18 protein-coding genes are annotated in these 19,766 nt (G+C 67.9%); 9 read left to right on the forward strand and 9 right to left on the reverse strand.

Translation table 11 applies throughout. The features are described from left to right. Positions 1–41: 41 nt before the first annotated feature. The 3 genes from BST17_RS21385 (at position 42) to BST17_RS21395 (ending at position 3,834) form a co-directional block, all read left to right on the forward strand. A complete protein-coding gene (locus BST17_RS21385; RefSeq protein WP_083060913.1) occupies positions 42–1,262 on the forward strand; it encodes a bifunctional glycosyltransferase family 2/GtrA family protein in 1,221 nt (406 codons plus the stop codon). A 23-nt stretch (positions 1,263–1,285) separates the two neighbouring features. Continuing rightward, positions 1,286–3,190 (forward strand): glycosyltransferase family 39 protein, encoded by a 1,905-nt coding sequence (locus BST17_RS21390; RefSeq protein ID WP_083060914.1) that lies wholly within the window; start codon positions 1,286–1,288, stop codon positions 3,188–3,190. Positions 3,191–3,342: 152 nt separating this feature from the next. Further along, complete coding sequence (locus BST17_RS21395) at positions 3,343–3,834, forward strand: beta-class carbonic anhydrase (RefSeq protein WP_083060915.1); 492 nt, start codon at positions 3,343–3,345, stop codon at positions 3,832–3,834. Here BST17_RS21395 and BST17_RS21400 read toward each other — a convergent pair. The 8 genes from BST17_RS21400 to BST17_RS21435 form a co-directional block, all read right to left on the reverse strand. Beyond that, a complete protein-coding gene (locus BST17_RS21400) occupies positions 3,824–5,059 on the reverse strand; it encodes an MFS transporter (RefSeq protein ID WP_083060916.1) in 1,236 nt (411 codons plus the stop codon). The two genes, BST17_RS21395 and BST17_RS21400, sit on opposite strands and share 11 nt — an antisense overlap. Beyond that, entirely contained in the window at positions 5,056–6,402 is a 1,347-nt protein-coding gene (locus BST17_RS21405) for an LLM class flavin-dependent oxidoreductase (RefSeq protein WP_083060917.1), read from the reverse strand. The genes BST17_RS21400 and BST17_RS21405 overlap by 4 nt, the downstream gene beginning before the upstream one ends. 9 nt (positions 6,403–6,411) lie before the next feature. Further along, the gene (locus BST17_RS21410; RefSeq protein WP_083060918.1) at positions 6,412–7,266 is read right to left on the reverse strand and encodes an ABC transporter permease; all 855 of its coding nucleotides are present in this window, start codon (positions 7,264–7,266) and stop codon (positions 6,412–6,414) included. Further along, entirely contained in the window at positions 7,259–8,071 is an 813-nt protein-coding gene (locus BST17_RS21415) for an ABC transporter ATP-binding protein (protein WP_083060919.1), read from the reverse strand. Before BST17_RS21415 ends, BST17_RS21410 begins: the two co-directional genes overlap by 8 nt. Further along, complete coding sequence (locus tag BST17_RS21420) at positions 8,068–9,123, reverse strand: ABC transporter substrate-binding protein (RefSeq protein ID WP_083060920.1); 1,056 nt, start codon at positions 9,121–9,123, stop codon at positions 8,068–8,070. Before BST17_RS21420 ends, BST17_RS21415 begins: the two co-directional genes overlap by 4 nt. A 109-nt stretch (positions 9,124–9,232) precedes the next feature. After that, positions 9,233–10,186 carry a TauD/TfdA dioxygenase family protein gene (locus tag BST17_RS21425; protein WP_083060921.1) on the reverse strand — a complete coding sequence of 318 codons (954 nt, stop codon included), beginning with the start codon at positions 10,184–10,186 and terminating at the stop codon, positions 9,233–9,235. Between the two features lie 90 nt (positions 10,187–10,276). Then, positions 10,277–10,990: an IclR family transcriptional regulator gene (locus BST17_RS21430; protein ID WP_083060922.1), complete on the reverse strand. Its 714-nt coding sequence runs from the start codon at positions 10,988–10,990 to the stop codon at positions 10,277–10,279. After that, positions 10,968–12,014, reverse strand: a complete 1,047-nt coding sequence (locus tag BST17_RS21435) for an ABC transporter substrate-binding protein (protein ID WP_083060923.1) — start codon at positions 12,012–12,014, stop codon at positions 10,968–10,970. The genes BST17_RS21430 and BST17_RS21435 overlap by 23 nt, the downstream gene beginning before the upstream one ends. A gap of 154 nt (positions 12,015–12,168) precedes the next feature. On the opposite strand from BST17_RS21435, the gene BST17_RS21440 reads away from it, so the two are divergent. From BST17_RS21440 to BST17_RS21465, 6 genes are all read left to right on the forward strand, one after another. Beyond that, positions 12,169–13,860, forward strand: coding sequence for an FAD-binding protein (locus BST17_RS21440; protein WP_083060924.1), 1,692 nt, complete (start codon positions 12,169–12,171; stop codon positions 13,858–13,860). Further along, positions 13,857–14,198: a 4Fe-4S dicluster domain-containing protein gene (locus tag BST17_RS21445; RefSeq protein ID WP_083060925.1), complete on the forward strand. Its 342-nt coding sequence runs from the start codon at positions 13,857–13,859 to the stop codon at positions 14,196–14,198. The genes BST17_RS21440 and BST17_RS21445 overlap by 4 nt, the downstream gene beginning before the upstream one ends. Positions 14,199–14,311: 113 nt before the next feature. Then, positions 14,312–15,640, forward strand: coding sequence for an MFS transporter (locus BST17_RS21450; RefSeq protein ID WP_083060926.1), 1,329 nt, complete (start codon positions 14,312–14,314; stop codon positions 15,638–15,640). A gap of 90 nt (positions 15,641–15,730) precedes the next feature. Next, positions 15,731–16,660, forward strand: a complete 930-nt coding sequence (cysD, locus tag BST17_RS21455; RefSeq protein ID WP_083060927.1) for a sulfate adenylyltransferase subunit CysD — start codon at positions 15,731–15,733, stop codon at positions 16,658–16,660. Further along, positions 16,660–18,510, forward strand: coding sequence for a sulfate adenylyltransferase subunit CysN (gene cysN / locus BST17_RS21460; RefSeq protein ID WP_083060928.1), 1,851 nt, complete (start codon positions 16,660–16,662; stop codon positions 18,508–18,510). The genes cysD and cysN overlap by 1 nt, the downstream gene beginning before the upstream one ends. After that, on the forward strand, positions 18,507–19,241 hold the full coding sequence (locus BST17_RS21465) for a 3'(2'),5'-bisphosphate nucleotidase CysQ (protein WP_083060929.1): 735 nt from the start codon (positions 18,507–18,509) through the stop codon (positions 19,239–19,241). Before cysN ends, BST17_RS21465 begins: the two co-directional genes overlap by 4 nt. A gap of 1 nt (position 19,242) precedes the next feature. Here the strand turns inward: BST17_RS21465 and BST17_RS21470 are convergent, their stop codons facing one another. Further along, positions 19,243–19,704 (reverse strand): DinB family protein, encoded by a 462-nt coding sequence (locus BST17_RS21470; protein WP_083060930.1) that lies wholly within the window; start codon positions 19,702–19,704, stop codon positions 19,243–19,245. Between the last annotated feature and the right edge of the window lie 62 nt (positions 19,705–19,766).

Consider the following 19,766-nt stretch of genomic DNA (forward strand, 5'->3'; position numbering starts at 1 on the left):
GGACCCACGGACAGCACACGCTGCGCTTCGACGATGGAGGCATGACAGACACCGCCTTCGCTGCGCGTCCCAACGCCGTTCTGGTCGCCCGCGCCGCCGACACCCCCGTGGTCGACATCGTGGTCCCGGTGTACAACGAGCAGGCCTCGCTGGAGAACTCGGTGCGCCGGCTGCACCGCCACCTGCAGGAGAGCTTCACCTTCGCGGTGCGGATCACCATCGCCGACAACGCCAGCACCGACGACACCCCGCACATCGCGGCGGATCTGGTCGCGGAGCTGCCCGGTGTCCGGGTGGTCCGGCTCGAAGAGAAGGGGCGCGGCAGGGCGTTGCACCACGTGTGGTCGCTGTCGGACGCGCCGGTGCTGGCCTACATGGATGTGGACCTGTCCACCGATCTGGCCGCCCTGGCACCGCTGATCGCCCCGCTGATCTCCGGGCACTCAGACCTGGCCATCGGTACGCGGCTCGCCCGCAGCTCGCGGGTGGTGCGCGGGGCCAAGCGGGAGATCATCTCGCGTTGCTACAACCTGATCCTCAAATCGACGCTGCACGCCCGGTTCTCGGATGCCCAGTGTGGGTTCAAGGCCATCCGCGCCGACGTCGCCCGCGAATTGTTGCCCTACGTGTCCGACACCGGCTGGTTCTTCGACACCGAGCTGCTGGTGCTCGCCGAGCGCAGCGGATTGCGCATCCACGAGGTGCCGGTGGACTGGGTCGACGACCCGGACAGCCGGGTCGACATCGTGGCCACCGCCAAGGCCGATCTGCTCGGTATCGGCCGGTTGCTGCGCGGGTTCGCCGGCGGCAGCATCCCGATCCATGCCATTGCCGCACAGCTCGGTTCGCGGCGCGCCGCCGCACCGGGTTCGCTGTTGCGGCAGGTGGTACGTTTCGCCGGGGTCGGGGTGCTCTCCACCGCCGCCTACCTGGTGCTGTTCCTTGCCCTGCATCCGCTGCTGGGTGCACAGCTGGCCAACCTGTCGGCACTGCTGATCACCGCGATCGGCAACACCGCGGCCAACCGGCGCTTCACCTTCGGGGTCCGCGGATCGACAGCGGTGGCCCGACACCACGTCGAGGGCCTGATCGTCTTCGCCATCGCGCTGGCCATCACCAGCGGCTCACTGGCCGGACTGCACGCGCTCACCGAACACCCCGGCCAGGCGGTGGAGACCGCCGTGCTGGTGATCGCCAACCTGGTGGCCACTGCCGCCCGCTTCGTCCTGTTGCGCGGCTGGGTCTTTCACCCCCGCCGTTGAGAATCCACGAGTTGAGGACTGCCATGACACTGACTGCCGAGAAACCTGACATCGGGACCCGACCGGACGCGCCGCGGGCCCGCTGGGAACGTCCGGGGCTGCTGGTGCTGCTGGCCGGCACCGCGGTGTTGTATCTGTGGGGGCTGGGATCAAACGGCTGGGGCAACAGCTACTACGCCGCGGCGGCGCAGGCCGGTACTCAAGACTGGAAGGCCTGGCTGTTCGGCTCGCTGGACTCCGGTAACGCCATCACCGTCGACAAGCCGCCGGCCGCGCTCTGGGCAATGGCATTGTCCGGCAGGCTGTTCGGGTTCAGCGAGTTCACCATGATGCTGCCGCAGGCCGTGATGGGTGTGGCGGCCGTCGCCGTGCTCTACTGCACCGTGCGCCGCACCGGGGGAGCCGCCGCCGGTCTGATCGCCGGGGCCGCGCTGGCCATCACCCCGGTCGCGGTGGCGATGTTCCGCTACAACAACCCCGACGCACTGCTTGTGCTGCTGCTGGTGATCTCCGCGTACTGCATGTCGCGCGCCACCGAACAGGGCAGCACGCGCTGGGTCGCGCTGTCGGGCACCGCCGTCGGCTTCGCCTTCCTGACCAAGATGCTGCAGGCGTTCCTGGTGGTGCCCGCGCTCGGGCTGGTCTTCCTGATCGCCGCGCCGACCTCCTTCTGGAAGCGGGTCGGATCGCTGTTCGTCGGACTGGCCGCGATGGTTGTTTCGGCGGGTTGGTATATCGCGCTGGTCAGCGTGTGGCCGGCGGACTCCCGGCCCTATATCGGCGGGTCGACCGATAACAGCCTGCTGCAGTTGGCCTTCGGTTACAACGGGATCGACCGCATCGTCGGCCAGGGCCAGCCCGGCGGCGGCGGTGGTGGTCCGGGTGGTCCTGGTGGTCCCGGTGGGGGCCCGGGCGGTCCCGGCGGCGGGGCGAACCTGTTCTTCGGCGGTGACCCCGGGATCGGCAGACTCTTCGGGGCATCGATGGGTGCCGAGGCGTCGTGGCTGTTGCCCGCGGCCCTGCTGGGATTGATCGCCGTGCTGTGGTTGACCCGGCGCGCGGTGCGGACCGACCCGGTGCGCGCCGCGGCGGTGCTGTGGGGCGGGTGGCTGCTGGTCACCGGTGCGGTGTTCAGCTTCATGGACGGCACCATCCATCCCTACTACACCGTGGCGCTGGCCCCGGCGATCGCTGCGCTGGTGGGGATCTCGGTGACGCAGCTGTGGCGGCGGCGGTCTCACCTCGGCGCCCGTCTGACACTGGCGCTCGGGCTGGCGGGCACCGGTGGCTGGGCGTTCGTCCTGCTGTCGCGGCATGCGGACTGGTGGCCCGCGGTGCGCTGGACGGTGCTCATCGCGTCGGTCGCGCTCGCGGTGGTCTTCGCGGCCGGTGTGCACAGGCTGGGCCGCGGCCTCACCGCGGCGGTGATGGCTGCCGCACTGTTGGCCGGGGCGGGCGGTAGCGCGGCCTGGGCCGTGGCGACCGTCGCCGACGGCGGCAGCGGAGGCCCGATGGCCACGTCAGGTCCGGCCCAGCAGCACGACTTCGGCTTCCCGGGTGGTCCCGGAGGACCGGGCCGGCCGGGCGGCCGGGTCGATGACGCCGCGCTGGCTCAGCTGGTCACCGGGCTCGACAACCGTTGGGCCGCAGCGACCGTCGGCTCGATGATGGCCGGCGACCTGGAGCTCAAGACCGGGGCGTCGATCATGGCCATCGGCGGGTTCACCGGCGGGGACGACGCGCCGACACTGCAGCAGTTCCAGCAGTACGTGGCCGACGGGCAGGTGCGCTACTTCATCGCCGGCGAGCGTTTCGGGCCGCCCGGACGGGAACGGGACGGCGCGGGCACCCAGATCACCGAGTGGGTGCAGCAGCACTTCGACGCGGTCGACGTCGGTGGGACGAAGGTGTACGACCTGCAGCCCTGACCCATCCTGGGGCCACCTTCCCCGGCGAGCTGGGGGCACCTCCCGCTTGCGGGGGAACGTAAACCTGCCCTTTCTCCGCGGCAAAAGGGTGAGTTTGCGTATGCTCGCGCGTAAAGGGGACCGGTGCCAAGTCCCGCGCGTAGGGTCCGGTCATGTCTGTCACCGACGAGTATCTGGCCAACAACGAGCAGTACGCGCAGACGTTCTCCGGTCCGCTCCCGTTGCCGCCCAGCAGGCACGTCGCCGTCGTCGCCTGCATGGACGCCCGCCTGGACGTCTACCGCATCCTCGGTCTGAGCGACGGCGAGGCACACGTCATCCGTAACGCCGGTGGGGTCATCACCGATGACGAGATCCGCTCGCTGGCCATCAGTCAGCGCCTGCTCGGCACCAGGGAGATCATTCTGATCCACCACACCGACTGCGGCATGCTGACGTTCACCGACGACGATTTCAAGCGCGCCATCCAGAACGAGACCGGTCTGAAGCCGGAATGGGCCGCCGAGGCGTTCCCTGATCTTGAGGAGGACGTGCGACAGTCGCTGCGTCGCATCGAATCCAGCCCATTCGTGACCAAGCACGAGTCGGCCCGCGGGTTCGTCTTCGACGTCGCCACCGGCAGACTCGCCGAGGTCACCCCCTAGGGGTGTGCGCAGGATCGGTAGCCGCCGGCGTCACCGATGGTGCGGAAGTCGGCGGCGGCCAGGGCACATAGCGGGGGATGTAGCGCCACATCATGGCCGCGCCGGTTGCCGACACCACCCCCAGGCCCAGCAGCCCCAGACTCAGCGGCGCGGCCAGGGCCACCGCGCCCAGCGACAGCGGACCGGCGAACATCCCGATGTCATGGGTCAGCCGCCAGGCGGCCAGGAACTCCGCCCGGGTGGCCGCCGGCGCGATGTCGGCGCCGAGGGTCATGATGACGCCGTTGCCGAAACCGTTGCCGATACCCATCACGATCGCCGCGACGATGATCGTCGTGAACGAGTGGGTCCAGGGCAACATCACGAACGATACGGCGATGATCACCAGCGACGGCACGGCGATCGCCCGCCGGCCGTAGCGGTCCATCAACTGCCCGGCCGGATACGAACACAACAGGTCGAAGACCGCGCCGACACCGAACACCAGCGAGGCCGTCGCCGCCGCCAACCCGATGTGGTCGGCCCACAGCGGCAGCGCCGCATCGCGGGTGGCCCGGGCCGCGCCCATCAACAGAGATCCGATTCCCAGCGTGGCCAACAGCTTCCGGTGACCGCGCAGCACCGTCGCGATGGGAACACCGCCGGTTGTGGCGGCGGGGTCGCGCGGGGGGTCGGGGACCCGGGCCAGCAGACACCCGGAGACGATGACGGCCACACACTGGACCACCAGGCCGCCCCGCAGCCCGACGGCCAGGATCGCCGCAGCCCCGGCGAACGGTCCGACGAGCATGCCCAGGCGCCACATCAACGCAAACGTCGCCATCGCCCGGGCCCGCATGTGCGCCGGTGCGGCCTCGGCCAGATAGCTCTGCCTGGCCAGACCCCATACCGCGGTGGAGAATCCGGTCAGCACCGCGCCGGCCGCCAACGCACCGGGCGTTCCCGCCGCCAACGAGCAGACAACCCCGACGGTGCCGATGGCGGATCCGACGACTATGGAGCGGCGTTCCCCGAACCGGCCGACCAGCCGGCCCGCGGGCAGATCGCCGAGCACCGACCCGAGACCGACGAACGCGACGATCAGCCCGGCCGCGCCGACCGAGGCGCCGAGTTCGCGGGCCAGCAGCGCCACCACCGGTATCCCGGCGCCCTGCCCGATCCCGAAGATCGCCGACGGGATGTAGACGGTGGTGACGAATGGGCGCAGCGCAGCCCAGGTGGTCACGCGCTCGATTCGGCGCGGCGCTGGTCCACCGCCGCGAACCGACTGACCGGACGCGCCAGACCGTAGTGGTCCCGCAAGGTGCGGCCGGTGTACTCGGTACGGAACAGGCCGCGGCGCTGCAGGATCGGGACCACCTGGGTGACGAAGTCCTCCAGACCGCCGGGCAGGTAGGGCGGCATGACGTTGAACCCGTCGGCCGCGCCGGCCTCGAACCATTCCTGCAGGTTGTCGGCGACCTGCTCGGCGGTACCGGCGAACGTCCGGTGCCCACGCCCGCCGCCGAGTTTGGCGATCAGCTGGCGGACCGTCAGCGATTCCTGGGCGGCCAGATCCTTCACCAGTTGGTAGCGGCTCTTGTTGCCCTGGATCTGCTCGATGGGCGGCAACGCCGGCAGCGGCGCATCCAGCGCATGCGCGGTCAGGTCCACACCGAGCATGTTGGACAGCTGCCGCAGTGAGTACTCCGGTGAGATCAGGTCGGTCAACTGCTGTTCGAGCTCCAGCGCGGCGTCCTCGGTGGGGCCGATATAGGCCACGATGCCGGGCAGGATCTTGATCTCGTCGGCGCTGCGGCCGTAGGCGACCGCGCGGGCCTTGACATCGCGGTAGAACGCCAGTCCCTCCTCGATCGAACGTTGGGCGGTGAAGATCGCCTCGGCGTACCGGGCCGCGAAATCCCGTCCGCTCTCCGAAGATCCGGCCTGGACGAGCAGCGGTCGGCCCTGCGGGGAGCGTGGCGAGTTCAACGGCCCGCGCACCCGGAACTGTGCACCGGTGTGGTCGATGGTGTGCACCTTGTCCGGGTCGGCGAATACCCCGGTGATTGGATCGAGCACGACCGCGTCGTCATCCCAGCTGTCCCACAACGCGGTGGCGACGTCCACGAACTCCTGGGCCCGACGGTAACGGCCGGCATGATCCGGGATGTCGGTCAGCCCGAAGTTGGCGGCCTCGTCGGCGCCGGCCGAGGTGACGATGTTCCAGCCGGCCCGGCCGCCGCTGATGTGGTCGAGTGAGGCGAAACTACGGGTCAGCGTGTAGGGCGAGTGGTAGCCGGTCGAGGCCGTCGCGATCAGACCGATGCGGTCGGTGGCGGTGGCGATTGCCGTCAACAGGGTGATCGGCTCGAACACCGCCTGGGTGTTGTGCTTGATCCGTGGTCCAACCGCCAGCCCGTCGGCGAAGAACACCGAATCGAGCTTCCCGCGCTCGGCGATCTGCGCCAGATTCTGGAAGTGCCTGACATCCAGGAGGTTGCGGGCCTCGGTCCGAGGATGGCGCCAGGCGGCCTCGTGATGACCGACTCCCATCAGGAAGGCGTTGAGGTGCAGGGTCGTCGACATACCTATCCCCTAGTCGGTCGCGCGCCAGCGGGACAGCCGGCGTTCGACGGCGACGATGACGCCGTTGAAGGCCAGCCCGACCAGGGCGATGGTGACGATGCCGGCATACATCTCCGGAATCTGGAAGTTCAGCTGGGATGCGGTGATCAGGTATCCCAGCCCGGCCTTGGCGCCGACCATCTCGGCCGCGATCAGCACCAGGATCGACGATGCGGCTGCCATCCGCAGGCCGGTGAAGATCGTCGGTACCGAAGCCGGCAGGATCACCTTCTGGAACAGCCGTACCGGGGACAGTCCCAATGACCGCGCGGATCTGATCAGGAGCGGGTCGACGGTGCGTACCCCGGAAATGGTGTTCAGCAGGATCGGAAAGGTGGAGGCGTAGATCACCAGGGCCACCTTGGAGGTCTCGCCGATTCCCAGGATCAGGATGAACACCGGCAGCAGGGCCAGTGCGGCGGTGTTGCGGAACAACTCCAGGATCGGGTTCAAGAATTCCGCGACCGGCCGGTACCAGGCGATCGCGATGCCCAGTGGAATGGCCACCGCGACCGCGATGACGAATCCGAGCAGCGCGCGGGACAGGCTGGCCGACACGTGCTCCCACAGTTGACCGTTGCCGATCAGCGTGACGAACGTCTCGGCCACCTCACTGAACGGCGGCAGGAACACCCTGTCGACCAGACCGATCCGCGGTGCGGTCTCCCACAGGGCCAGGAAGGCGACGATGGCCGCCGTCGCCTTGAAGGCCCGCCAGGCCAGCGAGCCCGCCGATCTGCCGAGTCCCCGCGATGACGGGGAAGCCGGCGGCGTGGACGGCGGGCGTGGTGTGATCTCGGCGGGAGTGGCGATGGCGCTAGACATGGGTCACCTCGGAGATCGTGAGTTCCTGGGAGTGCGCGCGTTCGACCTCGTGGTGCAGCAGCGTCCAGATGTGGTGTCGCAGCGCCCGGAATCCCGCGTCGGAGCGGACGTCCTCGACTTCACGATTGATGTCCACGTCGACGATGTTCTTGATCCGGCCGGGCCGCGATGTCAGCACCGCGACGCGCTGGCCCAGGTAGATCGCCTCGTCGATGCCGTGGGTGATGAACAGGATCGTCTTGCCGGTGGTCTCCCAGATGCGCAACAGTTCGTCCTGCAGCGACTCCCTGGTCTGCGCGTCGAGGGCGGCGAAGGGCTCGTCCATCAGCAGCACTTCGGGGTCGAAGGCCAGACTGCGCGCGATGGCGACGCGTTGTTTCATGCCTCCGGACAGCTCGTGCGGGTATCGGTCGGCGAACCCGGACAACCCGACGAGTTCGAGGTACTGCTCGGCCCGCTCGCGTCGCTCGGCCGACGGCAAACCCTTGGCCTCCAAGCCGAATTCGATGTTCTTGCGGGCGGTGCGCCACGGCAGCAGGGCGTACTGCTGGAATACGATGCCGCGGTCGAGGCCGGGCCCGGTGATCTGCCTGCCGTCGAGCAGGATCTGTCCCGATGTCGGGGTCGTCAACCCGCCGAGCAGGTCCAGCAGCGTCGACTTCCCACAACCGCTCGGGCCGACCAGCACCAGGAATTCCCCGGCGGCCAGATCGATGGTGATGTCGTCGATGGCGGTCAGCGGGGTGTCCTCACCCCGGATCGGGAACTGTTTGGTGACGTGCTGCAAGCTGAGTTTGGGTGTCATTTCTGTGCCAATGGTTGTCCGTCGGGACCGCTGCCCTCGGGGTAGCTCCCGTTGGCGTACGGATTGAATTCGTTGGTGTACAGGTCGGAGGCCTTCACCGCGCCTTCATCCAGCTCGCCGTTGCGCACCAGCCAGTCGATCCAGGTCTGGATCTCACGCTCGGCGATCACCCCACCGGCCACCGGGATGCCCGAGCTGCGCCAGTAGTCGATGGCCTTGGTGTTCTCGTTGCGCTTGCGGGCGTGAATGATCTCACGGAACTTGACCAGGACCTGGTCCAGCGGGGTGGTCTGCGTCCAGCGAATGGCTCGCGCCGTGCCCTGGACGAAATCGGCTGTCGCCTCCGGGTTGTCGGCGATGAAATCGTTGCGCATCACATAACTGCCATAGCTGAAGGCGCCGAACAGTGACTTGTCGGTGAACAGCGCCCGGATACCGCCACGTTCCAAGGCCGTCTCGCGGTAGATGTCGTTGAGCGCAGCGACGTCGATCTGCCCTTCCCGCAGCGCCTGCTCGGTGTTCACCGGCGGTACCACCGTCAAGGTGACGGTCTTGATCTCGGCGGGGGTCAGCCCTTCCTTGGCGAGCCATTCCCGGGTGAGGAATTCGTGATGCGCGCCGAGGGTGTTCATCCCGACCTTTTTGTTGATCAGGTCGCGGGCGGAGCGGATAGGGCTGTCCGCCAGCACGTAGTAGCCGGTGTACTCCTTCTCGTCGGCGCCGTAGGAGCTCAGCACCGAGGTGATATCGGCGCCGGCCGCATTCAGCTTGACGACCGCGCCGTTGAACGCCGATCCGATGTCGGTGTCACCGGTGGCCGCGGACTGGATGTCCTGTGGGCCGCTGGTGGTGTCGCCGACCCACTCCAGCTTCACCTTGTCGTAGAAGCCGAGCGCCTCCGCGAGTTCCTGGTAGCGCACCTCACCGGTGGCGCCCTGGTAGCGGATCACGGTCTTGCCGTCGGGAGTCTGCGCGCCGGTGTCCGATGACCCGCAGGCCGCCAGGCACAGTGTCAGCACCAACCCCAGCGCGGTGAAAAGTCTGCGTCTCATCGTGCGTCCCCCTGAAAATCGGCCCTCGAAAGTTCGACCGTGGCCCATGCTGACAGCGGTCGGATGCGTGCTGAACCCTTTCCCTCTGCCGGAATGCAAAGGCGGTCAGCTACTTCTGACCGCGGAACTCGGCACCGGCGATCGATGCCGAGGCCAGGCCGTCCGGGCCGACGGGGACATCACCTTCGAGGGTGGTGCGATACAGGACCCGGGTGGTCTGGACGTCGTCCAGATCGGTCGGAGCCAGGTGCGCAGTCGCTCGGTTATCCCAGAACGCCACGGTTCCTGCACGCCAGCGCAACCGCACCGTATACGCGGGGTTGGTGACCTCGTCGAAGAACAGATCGAGCAGTCGGTCACTCTGCGTCGGGGTGAGCCCGACCAGTCGCGCCGTGAAACCCGGTGTGACGAACAGGGATCGCTCGCCGGTCACCGGGTGCACCCGGACCACCGGATGCTCGGTCACGATCGGATTGGAGCGGGTCTTCTCGGCGTAGCTGCTGTCATAGGCCCATTGCGGGTGCCTGCCACCGAAGCGGTGCTCGGCGCGCAGGCCGTCGGCCAGGCGTTTCAACGGCTCCGGCAGCCCGTTGTAGGCGGCGGCCAGATTGGTCCACTGGGTGTCCCCGCCCTGTTCGGGAACGATGTCGGCGCGCAGCACGGTGGCCGCCGGCGGGTTGATCAGGGCGGTGACATCGGTGTGCCACTTGTTGTCATAGCTGTACTTGACCTTGCCGAATCGCTTCGCATATTTGCGGCTGTCCACGGCAAGAATCTCCGGGAAGCCCTGCGGTGCTTCGTCGTCGTAGGGATGTGACGGTGTCACCGAACCGAATCGGGCGGAGAAGGCGATCTGCTGGGCATGGTCGATGTGCTGGTCGTGGAAGAACAACACCTTGTACCGGTGCAGCGCGGTGCGGATGATCTCGACCTGTTGGGTGGAGAGCGGGTTTCGCAGATCGATCCCGCCGACGTCGGCGCCGATGTGACCGGCCACCGGCACGAATTGCGGAGTTGCGGCCGATTCGGCTGTGCTGCTCTTTGTTTCGATCGTGACGCTCATCGTGTACTCCCTGGATCGCCGGCTGGTTGCCATCCATGATCGGCAGGCGCACGCGCATCGGGAATGTGACTTTCACGATGTGAGAGAAGATCAGCGTGAGCTTTTGTCCCGGTGCGCTCCGATGCGTCTGGCCTGCTGCTGGATCGCCGGGATGATGTCGCGGACCAGCTCGTCGGTGAGCCGGCGTCGCAACGCCTGAACCCCGACCGCACCCCACACCTGACCGCCGCGATCGAAGACCGGCACCGCAATGGCCCGCACATGGTCGCCCTGGGTGCCGGTGGTGTCGGCGTAACCCAGCCTGCGCACCCGCTCCAGCGTCGGTGCCGCCGGGCCCCGGTGGAACGCCTGCATCGCCATCCCCATCGCGCTGTCGGCCAGTGCCTGCCGTGACCCGGGAAGCTGGTTGCCGCAGAATCTCTGTACCGGCCGCGCCGAGCAGATGGTCACCACATCATCGTCCTCGGCCATCCCGAGGCTTGCCGTGATACCGATCTCACCGGCCAACGAATGCAGATACGGTGCAACGGTTTGCACGTTGAGTCTGTGCAGCGCCGGGGCGGCCAGCGCGACCATCCCGGCTCCGACCCGGTAGAACTCGCCGTCGGCAGAGCGTTCCAACAGGCCACCGTGCAACAGCGCCTGGCTGAGCCGGTAGGCCGTGCTCAGCGGTAGGCCGGTTCGTGCGGCGATGGATGTCAGGGTCAGCCGGTCCTCGGATTCACCGACCGCGGTCAGGATGGCGATGGCACGGTGCAGGACCTGCGGGCCCGGCGGTGCCTCACCGTCGGAGTGCCTGGCCATCCGGACCTGCGGCAGGCGGGTAGGTGCCGTTGGCGTACGGGTTGAACTCGTTGGTGAAGAACTGTTCCGGGGTCAGTTTGCCCTCCTCGAGTTCGCCGTTGCGGACCAGCCAGTCGATCCACAGCTGCAGCGATTTCGGGTCGATCACCCCACCCGGTTCGGCGACGCCGGTGCTCTTCCAGTAGTCGGTCTTCTCGACGTTCTCGTTGCGCCCGCGGGCGTTGATGATCTCCTTGAATTTCGCGATCACCTGCTCACGCGGCGTGACCTGGGCCCACCGCACCGCCCGCGCGGTGCCCTGGGTGAGGTCGGCGACCGCCTCCCGATTGGCCTGCAGGAAGTCGTTGCGCACGATGTAGGTGCCGTAGGTGAAATCGCCGAACAACGAGCCGTCGGTGAACAGCGGGCGGATCCCGCCGCGCGCGACGGCCTCGTCCCGCCAGATGTCGAACAGCGCGACCGCGTCGATGTTGTGTGAGCGCAACGTCTGTTCGGCGTTGACCGGTGGCACCACGGTGAGTTCGACCTGCTTGATCTCGTCGGGGGACAAGCCTTCGCGGGCAAGCCATTCGCGCATCACGAATTCCTGGTGAGCGCCCAGGGTGTTCATCCCGAACTTTCTGCCGATCAGGTCACGGGCTGTGCGGATCGGACTGTCCTCCAGCACGTAGTACCCGGTGAAGTTCTCTTTGTCCGACCCGTAGTACCCGATGATCGAGGTGATGGGTGCGCCTGCGGAGACGAGTTTGACCACCGCGCCGTTGAACGCCCCGCCGACGTCGATGTCACCGGTCGCGGTGGCCTGGATGTTCTGCGGACCGCTGGTGGTGTTGCCGACCCAGTTGAGCTTGATCTTCTCGAAATAGCCGAGATTCTCCGCCAGTTCGGGGAAGGTGACCTGGCTGGCCCAGCCCTGGTAGCGGATGATCGTCTTGCCGTCCGCGGTGCTCGCGGTATCCGAGGACGCTCCGCAGGCGGCGGCGAGAAGTGCCGACAATGCCACGGCGATGGCTCGCAATCTCATTCCTGCGATCCTGTTCGGATGGCGGCATGGTGACAACAGTTTCGGCGTCGGGCGATTTTAATCGGCACGATCGCAGTGGTGGCGGATCGATGGCCCGCGACCTATCGTGGAGCTATCCAGGACTCGAAGGTGTTTATTTTCAGGGGGTTTCGCAGTGCCTGAGGTAGATGTGATCTCCGATGAGCTCATCGCCGACGTCTTCGTCGCCGGTGGGGGACCGGCGGCCGCCTGGGCAGCACTTCGCGCAGCCCGCGATGGGGCCGATGTCGTGTTGGCAGACAAGGGGTACTGCGGAACCAGCGGCGCCACCGCGTCGGCCGGGACCGGTGTCTGGTACGTACCACCGGACCCGCAGCTGCGTGCCGAGGCGATCGCCGGCCGGGACAGTTTGGGCGGGTACCTGTCCGATCATCGTTGGGCGAACCGGGTACTCGACGAAACCTACGACCGGATCAACGAATTCGCCGAGGTCGCGAAGTTCCCGTTTCCCGTCGGTGCCGACGGCCGTCAGTTGCGCAACGGCCTGCAGGGGCCCGAGTACATGCGTCGGATGCGGATCCTGTTGCGCCGCGCCGGTGTCCGGATCCTGGACCACAGCCCGGTCACCGAACTGTTGGCCGACGCCGACGGTGCGGCCGGCGGGGTGGCCGGCTACCGGCGACAGCAGCAACGCGACTACCGGGTCCTTGCCGGAGCGGTGGTGCTGGCGACCGGTGGGTGCGCCTTCCAATCCAAGGCGCTGGGCTGCGATGTGAACACCGGCGACGGAACGCTGTTCGCGGTGGAGGCGGGTGCCGAGCTGTCCGGGATGGAGTTCTCGAACGCCTACGGGATCGCCCCGGCGGGTACCTCGGTCACCAAGACCGCCTTCTACCAGTTCGCCACCTTCTTCCGTGAGGACGGCAGTGTGCTCGAGGGTGCCGGCGGGCAGAACCGCTCACCCATCGCGGCGGAACTGCTGCGCGGCAGGGTCTTCTGTCAGCTGGATCGTGCCGACACCGCGGCCCGGGCCGCCATGCGGCGGGCACAGCCGAACTTCTTCCTCACCTTCGACCGGATGGGGATCGATCCGTTCACCCAACGCTTCGCGGTGACCCTGTTGGCCGAGGGGACGGTGCGCGGCACCGGTGGCATCCGCATCGTCGACGACGAGTGCGCCACGACGGTGCCCGGCCTGTATGCGGCCGGGGACGCGGCGACCCGTGAACTCATCTGCGGTGGGTTCACCGGCGGCGGCAGCCACAACGCGGCGTGGGCGATCTCGTCGGGGAACTGGGCCGGTCGCGGCGCGGCCAGACATGCCCGGGGGCTCGGGCCGGCGGCTACCCGGCGCCGGGTGTCCGGTGTGGGCACGGCGGGCATCCGCCCCCAGACCGGCGGGCGTTCGGCCGATCACCGGGAGGTGGTGTCGACACTGCAACGCGAGGTGTTGCCCTATGACAAGAACTACCTGCGCCACGGCGCGGTACTGAGCTCCTCCGTCGGCGTCCTCGACGGAATCTGGGGTGATGCGCGCGCCTCGCTGAGTGGTATCGGTGAGCAGCGGATACGCAACCGGCAGGCGGCTGCCATGGTGGCGCACGCGCGGTGGATGTACCGGACGGCGTTGGCGCGCAACGAGACCCGGGGGATGGCCAAGCGGCTGGACCATCCCGATCAGGACCCGGCCCAGCACCACCGCCTCGTGACCGGCGGGCTCGACGACATCTGGGTGCGCGCCACCGATGTCACCGGACGGCCGGTGTTCGCCGGGGCGAGCGGAGCGACGGGAAATATCGCCGGGGCGAGCGGAGCGACGGGAAATATTGCCGGGGCGAGCGGAGCGACGGGAGAAACAACACGGTGATCGAGCTCGTCTCAGCCGAGCGCTGCATCTCATGTGACAAGTGCATCGCGGTGTGCCCGACCAATGTCTTCGACCGGGACACCGCTGGTGTGCCGGTGATCAGTCGACAGGATGACTGCCAGACGTGCTTCCAGTGCGAGGCCAATTGCCCCGTCGACGCGCTGTTCGTCTCCCCGTTCGTCACCCCGCAGCCCGGCGTCGACGAGGCCGATCTGGTGCGCCGCGGACTGCTGGGCAGCTACCGCGAGCGCATCGGCTGGGGCCGCGGGCGGGTGGCCGGATCCAGCACGGCGATCGGCCCGTCGCTGAAGCCCGGGACGCTGCCGCTCATCAGCTGACGACCAATGCACGTTCGGGCTGCTGACCGTCACCGAGTGTGCGCAGATCACCGGTGACGGACTAGATTCCTGCCGTGTCAGTGCCCGCGAACCCGCCGTCGTTCCCGCGCGGTATGGCGCTGCTGGTTGCCGGCGCGCTGTTCATGGAGATCCTCGACGCGACCATTCTCGCCCCCGCGATCCCGCTGATCGCGTCCTCCTTCGGTGTCGAGGCCGTCGACGTCAACCTGGCCATCTCGGCCTACCTGGTCGCGGTGGCGGTGCTGATCCCCGCGACCGGCTGGCTGGCCGATCGGTTCGGGGTCCGCCGGGTGTTCCTGGCCGCCATCGTGGTGTTCACCCTTGCCTCCGTGGGCTGCGCTGTGAGTACCTCGCTGCCGATGCTGGTCGCGATGCGGGTGGTCCAGGGCGTGGGCGGGGCGATGATGGTCCCGGTCGGCCGGCTGGCGGTGCTGCGCAACAGTGCCAAATCGGATCTGGTCCGGGCCATCGCGCTACTCACCTGGCCCGCGCTGGCCGCACCCGTGGTGGCCCCGGTGCTCGGCGGGGCGATCGCGACGGTCGGCAGCTGGCGGTGGATCTTCCTGATCAACATCCCGCTGGGCGTCATCGGATTCTTGTTGGCGCTCAAGCTGGTACGCGGCGGCCCGGTGCCATCGGCGCGCACCCTGGACTGGGCTGGGATGCTGCTGGTGGGCAGCGGTATCGCGGCGGGGTTGATCGCGCTGGAGAGCATCCGGGTCTCGGGCACCGACTGGCTGCTCGTCGGTGCCTGCGGTACCGCTGCGATCGTGCTGCTGGCCTCTGCACTGTGGCATCTGCTGCGTACGCCGGCACCGCTGATCCATCTGTCGGTGCTGCGGGTGCGCACGCTGCGGATCACCGTCGCCGCGGGGTCGCTGTACCGGATGGTCATCACCGCGGTGCCGTTCCTGCTGCCGCTGATGTTCGTCCTCGAATTCGGCTGGACGCCGTTGCAGGCGGGCCTGGTGGTCGCCGCGCTGTTCATCGGCAACCTGACCATCAAGCCGGTCACCACGCCGCTGATGCGCCGCTTCGGCATCCGCACCGTGCTGATCGCCAACGGGGTCGCCTCGGTTGGGTGCTTCGGCGCGCTGGCACTGGTTGAGCCGGGCGTGCCGGTGGCGGTCATCGCCGCCGTCCTCTACCTCAGCGGGGCGCTGCGCTCGATCGGGTTCACCGCCTACAACAGCCTGGCGTTCGCCGATGTGGACGGGGACGAGCTGACCCATGCCAACACGCTGAACGCCTCCGTGCAGGAATTGGCGGCCGGGCTCGGTATCGCGTTCGCGGCGCTGCTGGTGAGCTTGCTGGCCTCCTATCCGGTGACGTTCCTGGTGCTGGGTGGGGCACTCGCCGTGACGCTGATCGAGTCGGTGCGGCTGCCCCGGGGGGCGGGCAGGCACGTCACCGGGGGATGAGCCCAACCGTTGACACCGGGCGGGGCACGGCGTTTAATACCCAACCATGCTTGCAATTCTGGTCATATCTACCAACTTTATGGAGATGCGATGACGGCCTCCGCCGAGCTGGACCCGGCCGCCGCCCGGTACGAGCTGAGCCATCTGCGCGCACTGGAGGCCGAGGCCATCCACATCATCCGGGAGGTCGCCGCCGAGTTCGAGAAGCCGGTGCTGCTGTTCTCCGGTGGCAAGGACTCGATCGTCATGCTGCACCTGGCCATCAAGGCGTTCGCGCCGGGCCGGTTGCCGTTCCCGGTGATGCACGTCGACACCGGCCACAACTTCGACGAGGTGCTGCAGGTCCGCGACGAACTGGTGGCCGAGCACGGGGTACGCCTGGTCGTCGCCAAGGTGCAGGACGATATCGACGCCGGCCGCGTCGTGGAGACCATCCCGTCGCGCAACCCCATGCAGACCTTCACGCTGTTACGGGCCATCCGGGAGAACAAGTTCGACGCTGCGTTCGGCGGTGCGCGCCGCGACGAGGAGAAGGCCCGGGCCAAGGAGCGGGTGTTCAGCTTCCGCGACGAGTTCGGCCAGTGGGACCCCAAGGCGCAGCGGCCCGAACTCTGGAACCTCTACAACGGCAGGCACAAGAAGGGTGAACACATCCGTGCGTTCCCCATCTCGAACTGGACCGAGTTCGACATCTGGTCCTATATCGGGGCCGAGAAGATCACCCTGCCGTCCATCTACTACGCGCATCAGCGGCCGGTGTTCGAGCGCGACGGGATGCTGCTGGCGGTGCACAAGTTCATGCAGCCGCGCAAGGACGAGCCGGTGATCGAGAAGACGGTGCGGTTCCGCACCGTCGGCGATGTGACGTGCACCGGGTGTGTGGAGTCGCTGGCCGGCACGGTGGCCGAGGTGATCGCCGAGACCGCGGTGTCGCGGTTGACCGAACGCGGCGCGACCCGCGCCGATGACCGGATCTCCGAGGCCGGGATGGAAGACCGCAAGCGGGAGGGCTACTTCTGATGGCTACTTTGTTGAGAATCGCCACCGCCGGGTCCGTCGACGATGGCAAGTCCACCCTGATCGGGCGGCTGCTGTTCGATTCGAAGGCCGTCATGGAGGACCAGCTGGCCGCCGTCGAGCGGACCTCCAAGGAGCGCGGAAACGACTACACCGACCTGGCTCTGGTCACCGACGGTCTGCGCGCCGAGCGTGAGCAGGGCATCACCATCGATGTCGCCTACCGGTATTTCGCCACGGCCAAGCGCAAATTCATCATCGCCGACACCCCGGGCCACGTGCAGTACACCCGCAACATGGTCACCGGTGCCTCGACGGCGCAGCTGGTGATCGTCCTCGTCGACGCCCGCCACGGCCTGCTCGAGCAGTCCCGCAGGCACGCCTTCCTGGCCTCGCTGCTGGGCATCCAGCACATCGTGCTGGCCGTGAACAAGATGGACCTGGTCGACTGGGATGAGGAACGGTTCAACAAGATCCGTGACGACTTCCACGAGTTCGCCGCCCGGCTGGACATCCACGATGTCACCACCATCCCGCTGTCGGCGCTCAACGGTGACAACGTCGTCACCAAATCCGATGTGGCGCCCTGGTACGAGGGACCGGCGCTGCTGAGCCACCTCGAAGAGGTGTACGTCGCCGGTGACCGCAACCTGGTCGACGTGCGTTTCCCAGTGCAGTACGTCATTCGGCCGCAGACCCGTGAACATGCCGATCACCGCAGCTATGCGGGCACCGTCGCCGGTGGCGTCATGCGTGTCGGTGACGAGGTCGTGGTGTTGCCGGCCGGCAAGACCACCCGGATCACCGAGATCGCCGGACCCTCCGGCCCGCTGGACGAGGCCTTCGCCTCGATGGCGGTCTCGATCAGCCTCGCCGACGATATCGACATCTCGCGCGGGGACATGATCGCCCGGCCGAACAACCAGCCCGATGTCACAAGCGAATTCGATGCCACGGTGTGCTGGATGGCCGACGGCGCGGCACTGGAGCCCGGCCGCGACTACATCATCAAGCACACCACCCGGACCACGCGGGCCCGGGTGTCCGCGCTGGACTACCGCCTCGACGTCAACACCCTGCACCGTGACAAGAGTGCAACGGCGTTGAAGCTCAACGAACTCGGGCGCGTCACGCTGCGCACCCAGGTGCCGCTGCTGCTCGACGAGTACTCGCGCAACCCGGCGACCGGTTCGTTCATCCTGATCGATCCGGACACCAATGGCACGGTCGCCGCGGGCATGGTGCGCGATACCGAGCCGGCCGCCAACCGGGCCGCCAGCCCCAACGCGGTGCGCCACCAGAATCTGGTGACCGCGGCCGACCGGTTGTCCAAGGGGTCCACGGTGTGGTTCACCGGACTCTCCGGATCCGGTAAGTCCTCGGTGGCCATGCTGGTCGAGCAGAAGCTGCTGGCCGCGGGGCGTCCCGCCTACGTCCTGGACGGGGACAACCTGCGCCACGGCCTCAACGCCGACCTGGGCTTCTCGATGGACGATCGTGCCGAGAACCTGCGCCGGCTGGCCCATATCGCGACGCTGCTGGCCGACTCCGGACAGATTGTGCTGGTGCCTGCCATCAGCCCGCTGGAGTCTCATCGGGAACTGGCCCGCACCGTGCACACCGAGCAGGGTTTCGACTTCTACGAGGTGTTCTGCGACACCCCGCTGGAGGACTGCGAACGCCGGGACCCCAAGGGGCTCTACGCTAAAGCTCGCCGTGGTGAAATCACCCACTTCACCGGGATCGACAGCCCCTACCAGCGGCCGAAGAACCCCGATCTGCGGTTGACGCCGGAGCAGTCGCCGGAGGAGTTGGCGCAACAGGTGATCGACCTGCTAAGCAGTCGGTCATGACAGATCACGAGCTGGCGGCGCGGTTGGCAACCGAGGCCGGCGAACTGTTGTTGACGGTGCGCACCGAGTTCGCCGACGCCGACGCCAAGGAACGGAAAGCGGCGGGGGACAAGCGGTCCCACGACTTCCTGATCGCGGCCCTCGCCGCGCAGCGGCCCGGTGACGCAGTGCTGTCCGAGGAGGGGGCCGACGACCTGGTGCGGCTGACCTCCGAGCGGGTGTGGATCGTCGACCCGCTGGACGGGACGCGCGAATTCTCCGAGCTGGGCCGCGAGGACTGGGCGGTGCACGTGGCCCTGTGGGAGGACGGCGAACTGGTCGCCGGAGCGGTCGCGCTACCGGCTCAGGGCGTCACTCTGGCCACGCCGGAGGTGCCGACACCGCCCGCTGCGCCCGGCCCCCCGCGGGTGGTCGTATCGCGCACCCGGCCGCCCGAGGTGGCACTCGCGGTGCGCGACGCGCTGGGCGGCACGCTGGTCGAGATGGGTTCGGCGGGAGCCAAAGTCGCCTCGGTCGTGCAAGGTATCTCCGATGTGTACGTGCACGCCGGCGGCCAGTACGAGTGGGACTCGGCGGCTCCGGTCGCGGTGGCCCGCGCCGCCGGGTTGTTCACCTCGCGCATCGACGGTTCCCCGCTGGCCTACAATCAGCGTGATGTCTCGCTACCCGACCTCATCGTGTGCCGGCCGGAGCTGGCCGAGGCGGTGCTGACGGTCACCAAGGTGGAGTGAGTCAGCGTCCCGTCGATCCGTCGATGAGTTCGCGCAGGATGTCGGCATGCCCGGCGTGCCGGCCGGTCTCCTCGATCATGTGGGTCAACGCCCAGCGCACGCTCGGCGACGTCTTGCCCGGTACCGGTTCGGCGAGGTCGCTGCACCCGTCGAGCACCTCATTGGCCTGCGCCACCGTCGCCCGGTAGCGCTGCACCACGTCGGTGACCGTGTCACCGGACGCCGCGGCGAAGGTCGCCGACCAGTCGGTGACGTTGTCGCCGAGGAAGATCCACCGCTCCACCCATGTCACATGGTTCAGCAGGCCCAGCAGATTGGTACCCGATGGCACCATCGCGGTGCGCACCTGCGGTTCGGGCGCGCCGTCGACCTTGCCCGCGATGGAGGCGCGCAGGTAGTCGAGGAATCCGCGCAACACCTCGATCTCGCTGCCGCCGGTACGCGGCGGTGGGGTGTCGGCCATGCCCCCAGTCTGACCGACCGGAACTAGCCCGCAAGACAGTATTGCCGTACCGGCAACTCTCA

Origin of the sequence: Mycolicibacterium bacteremicum, assembly GCF_002086115.1 — a bacterium.
GTDB classification, from domain to species: Bacteria; Actinomycetota; Actinomycetes; order Mycobacteriales; family Mycobacteriaceae; genus Mycobacterium; species Mycobacterium bacteremicum.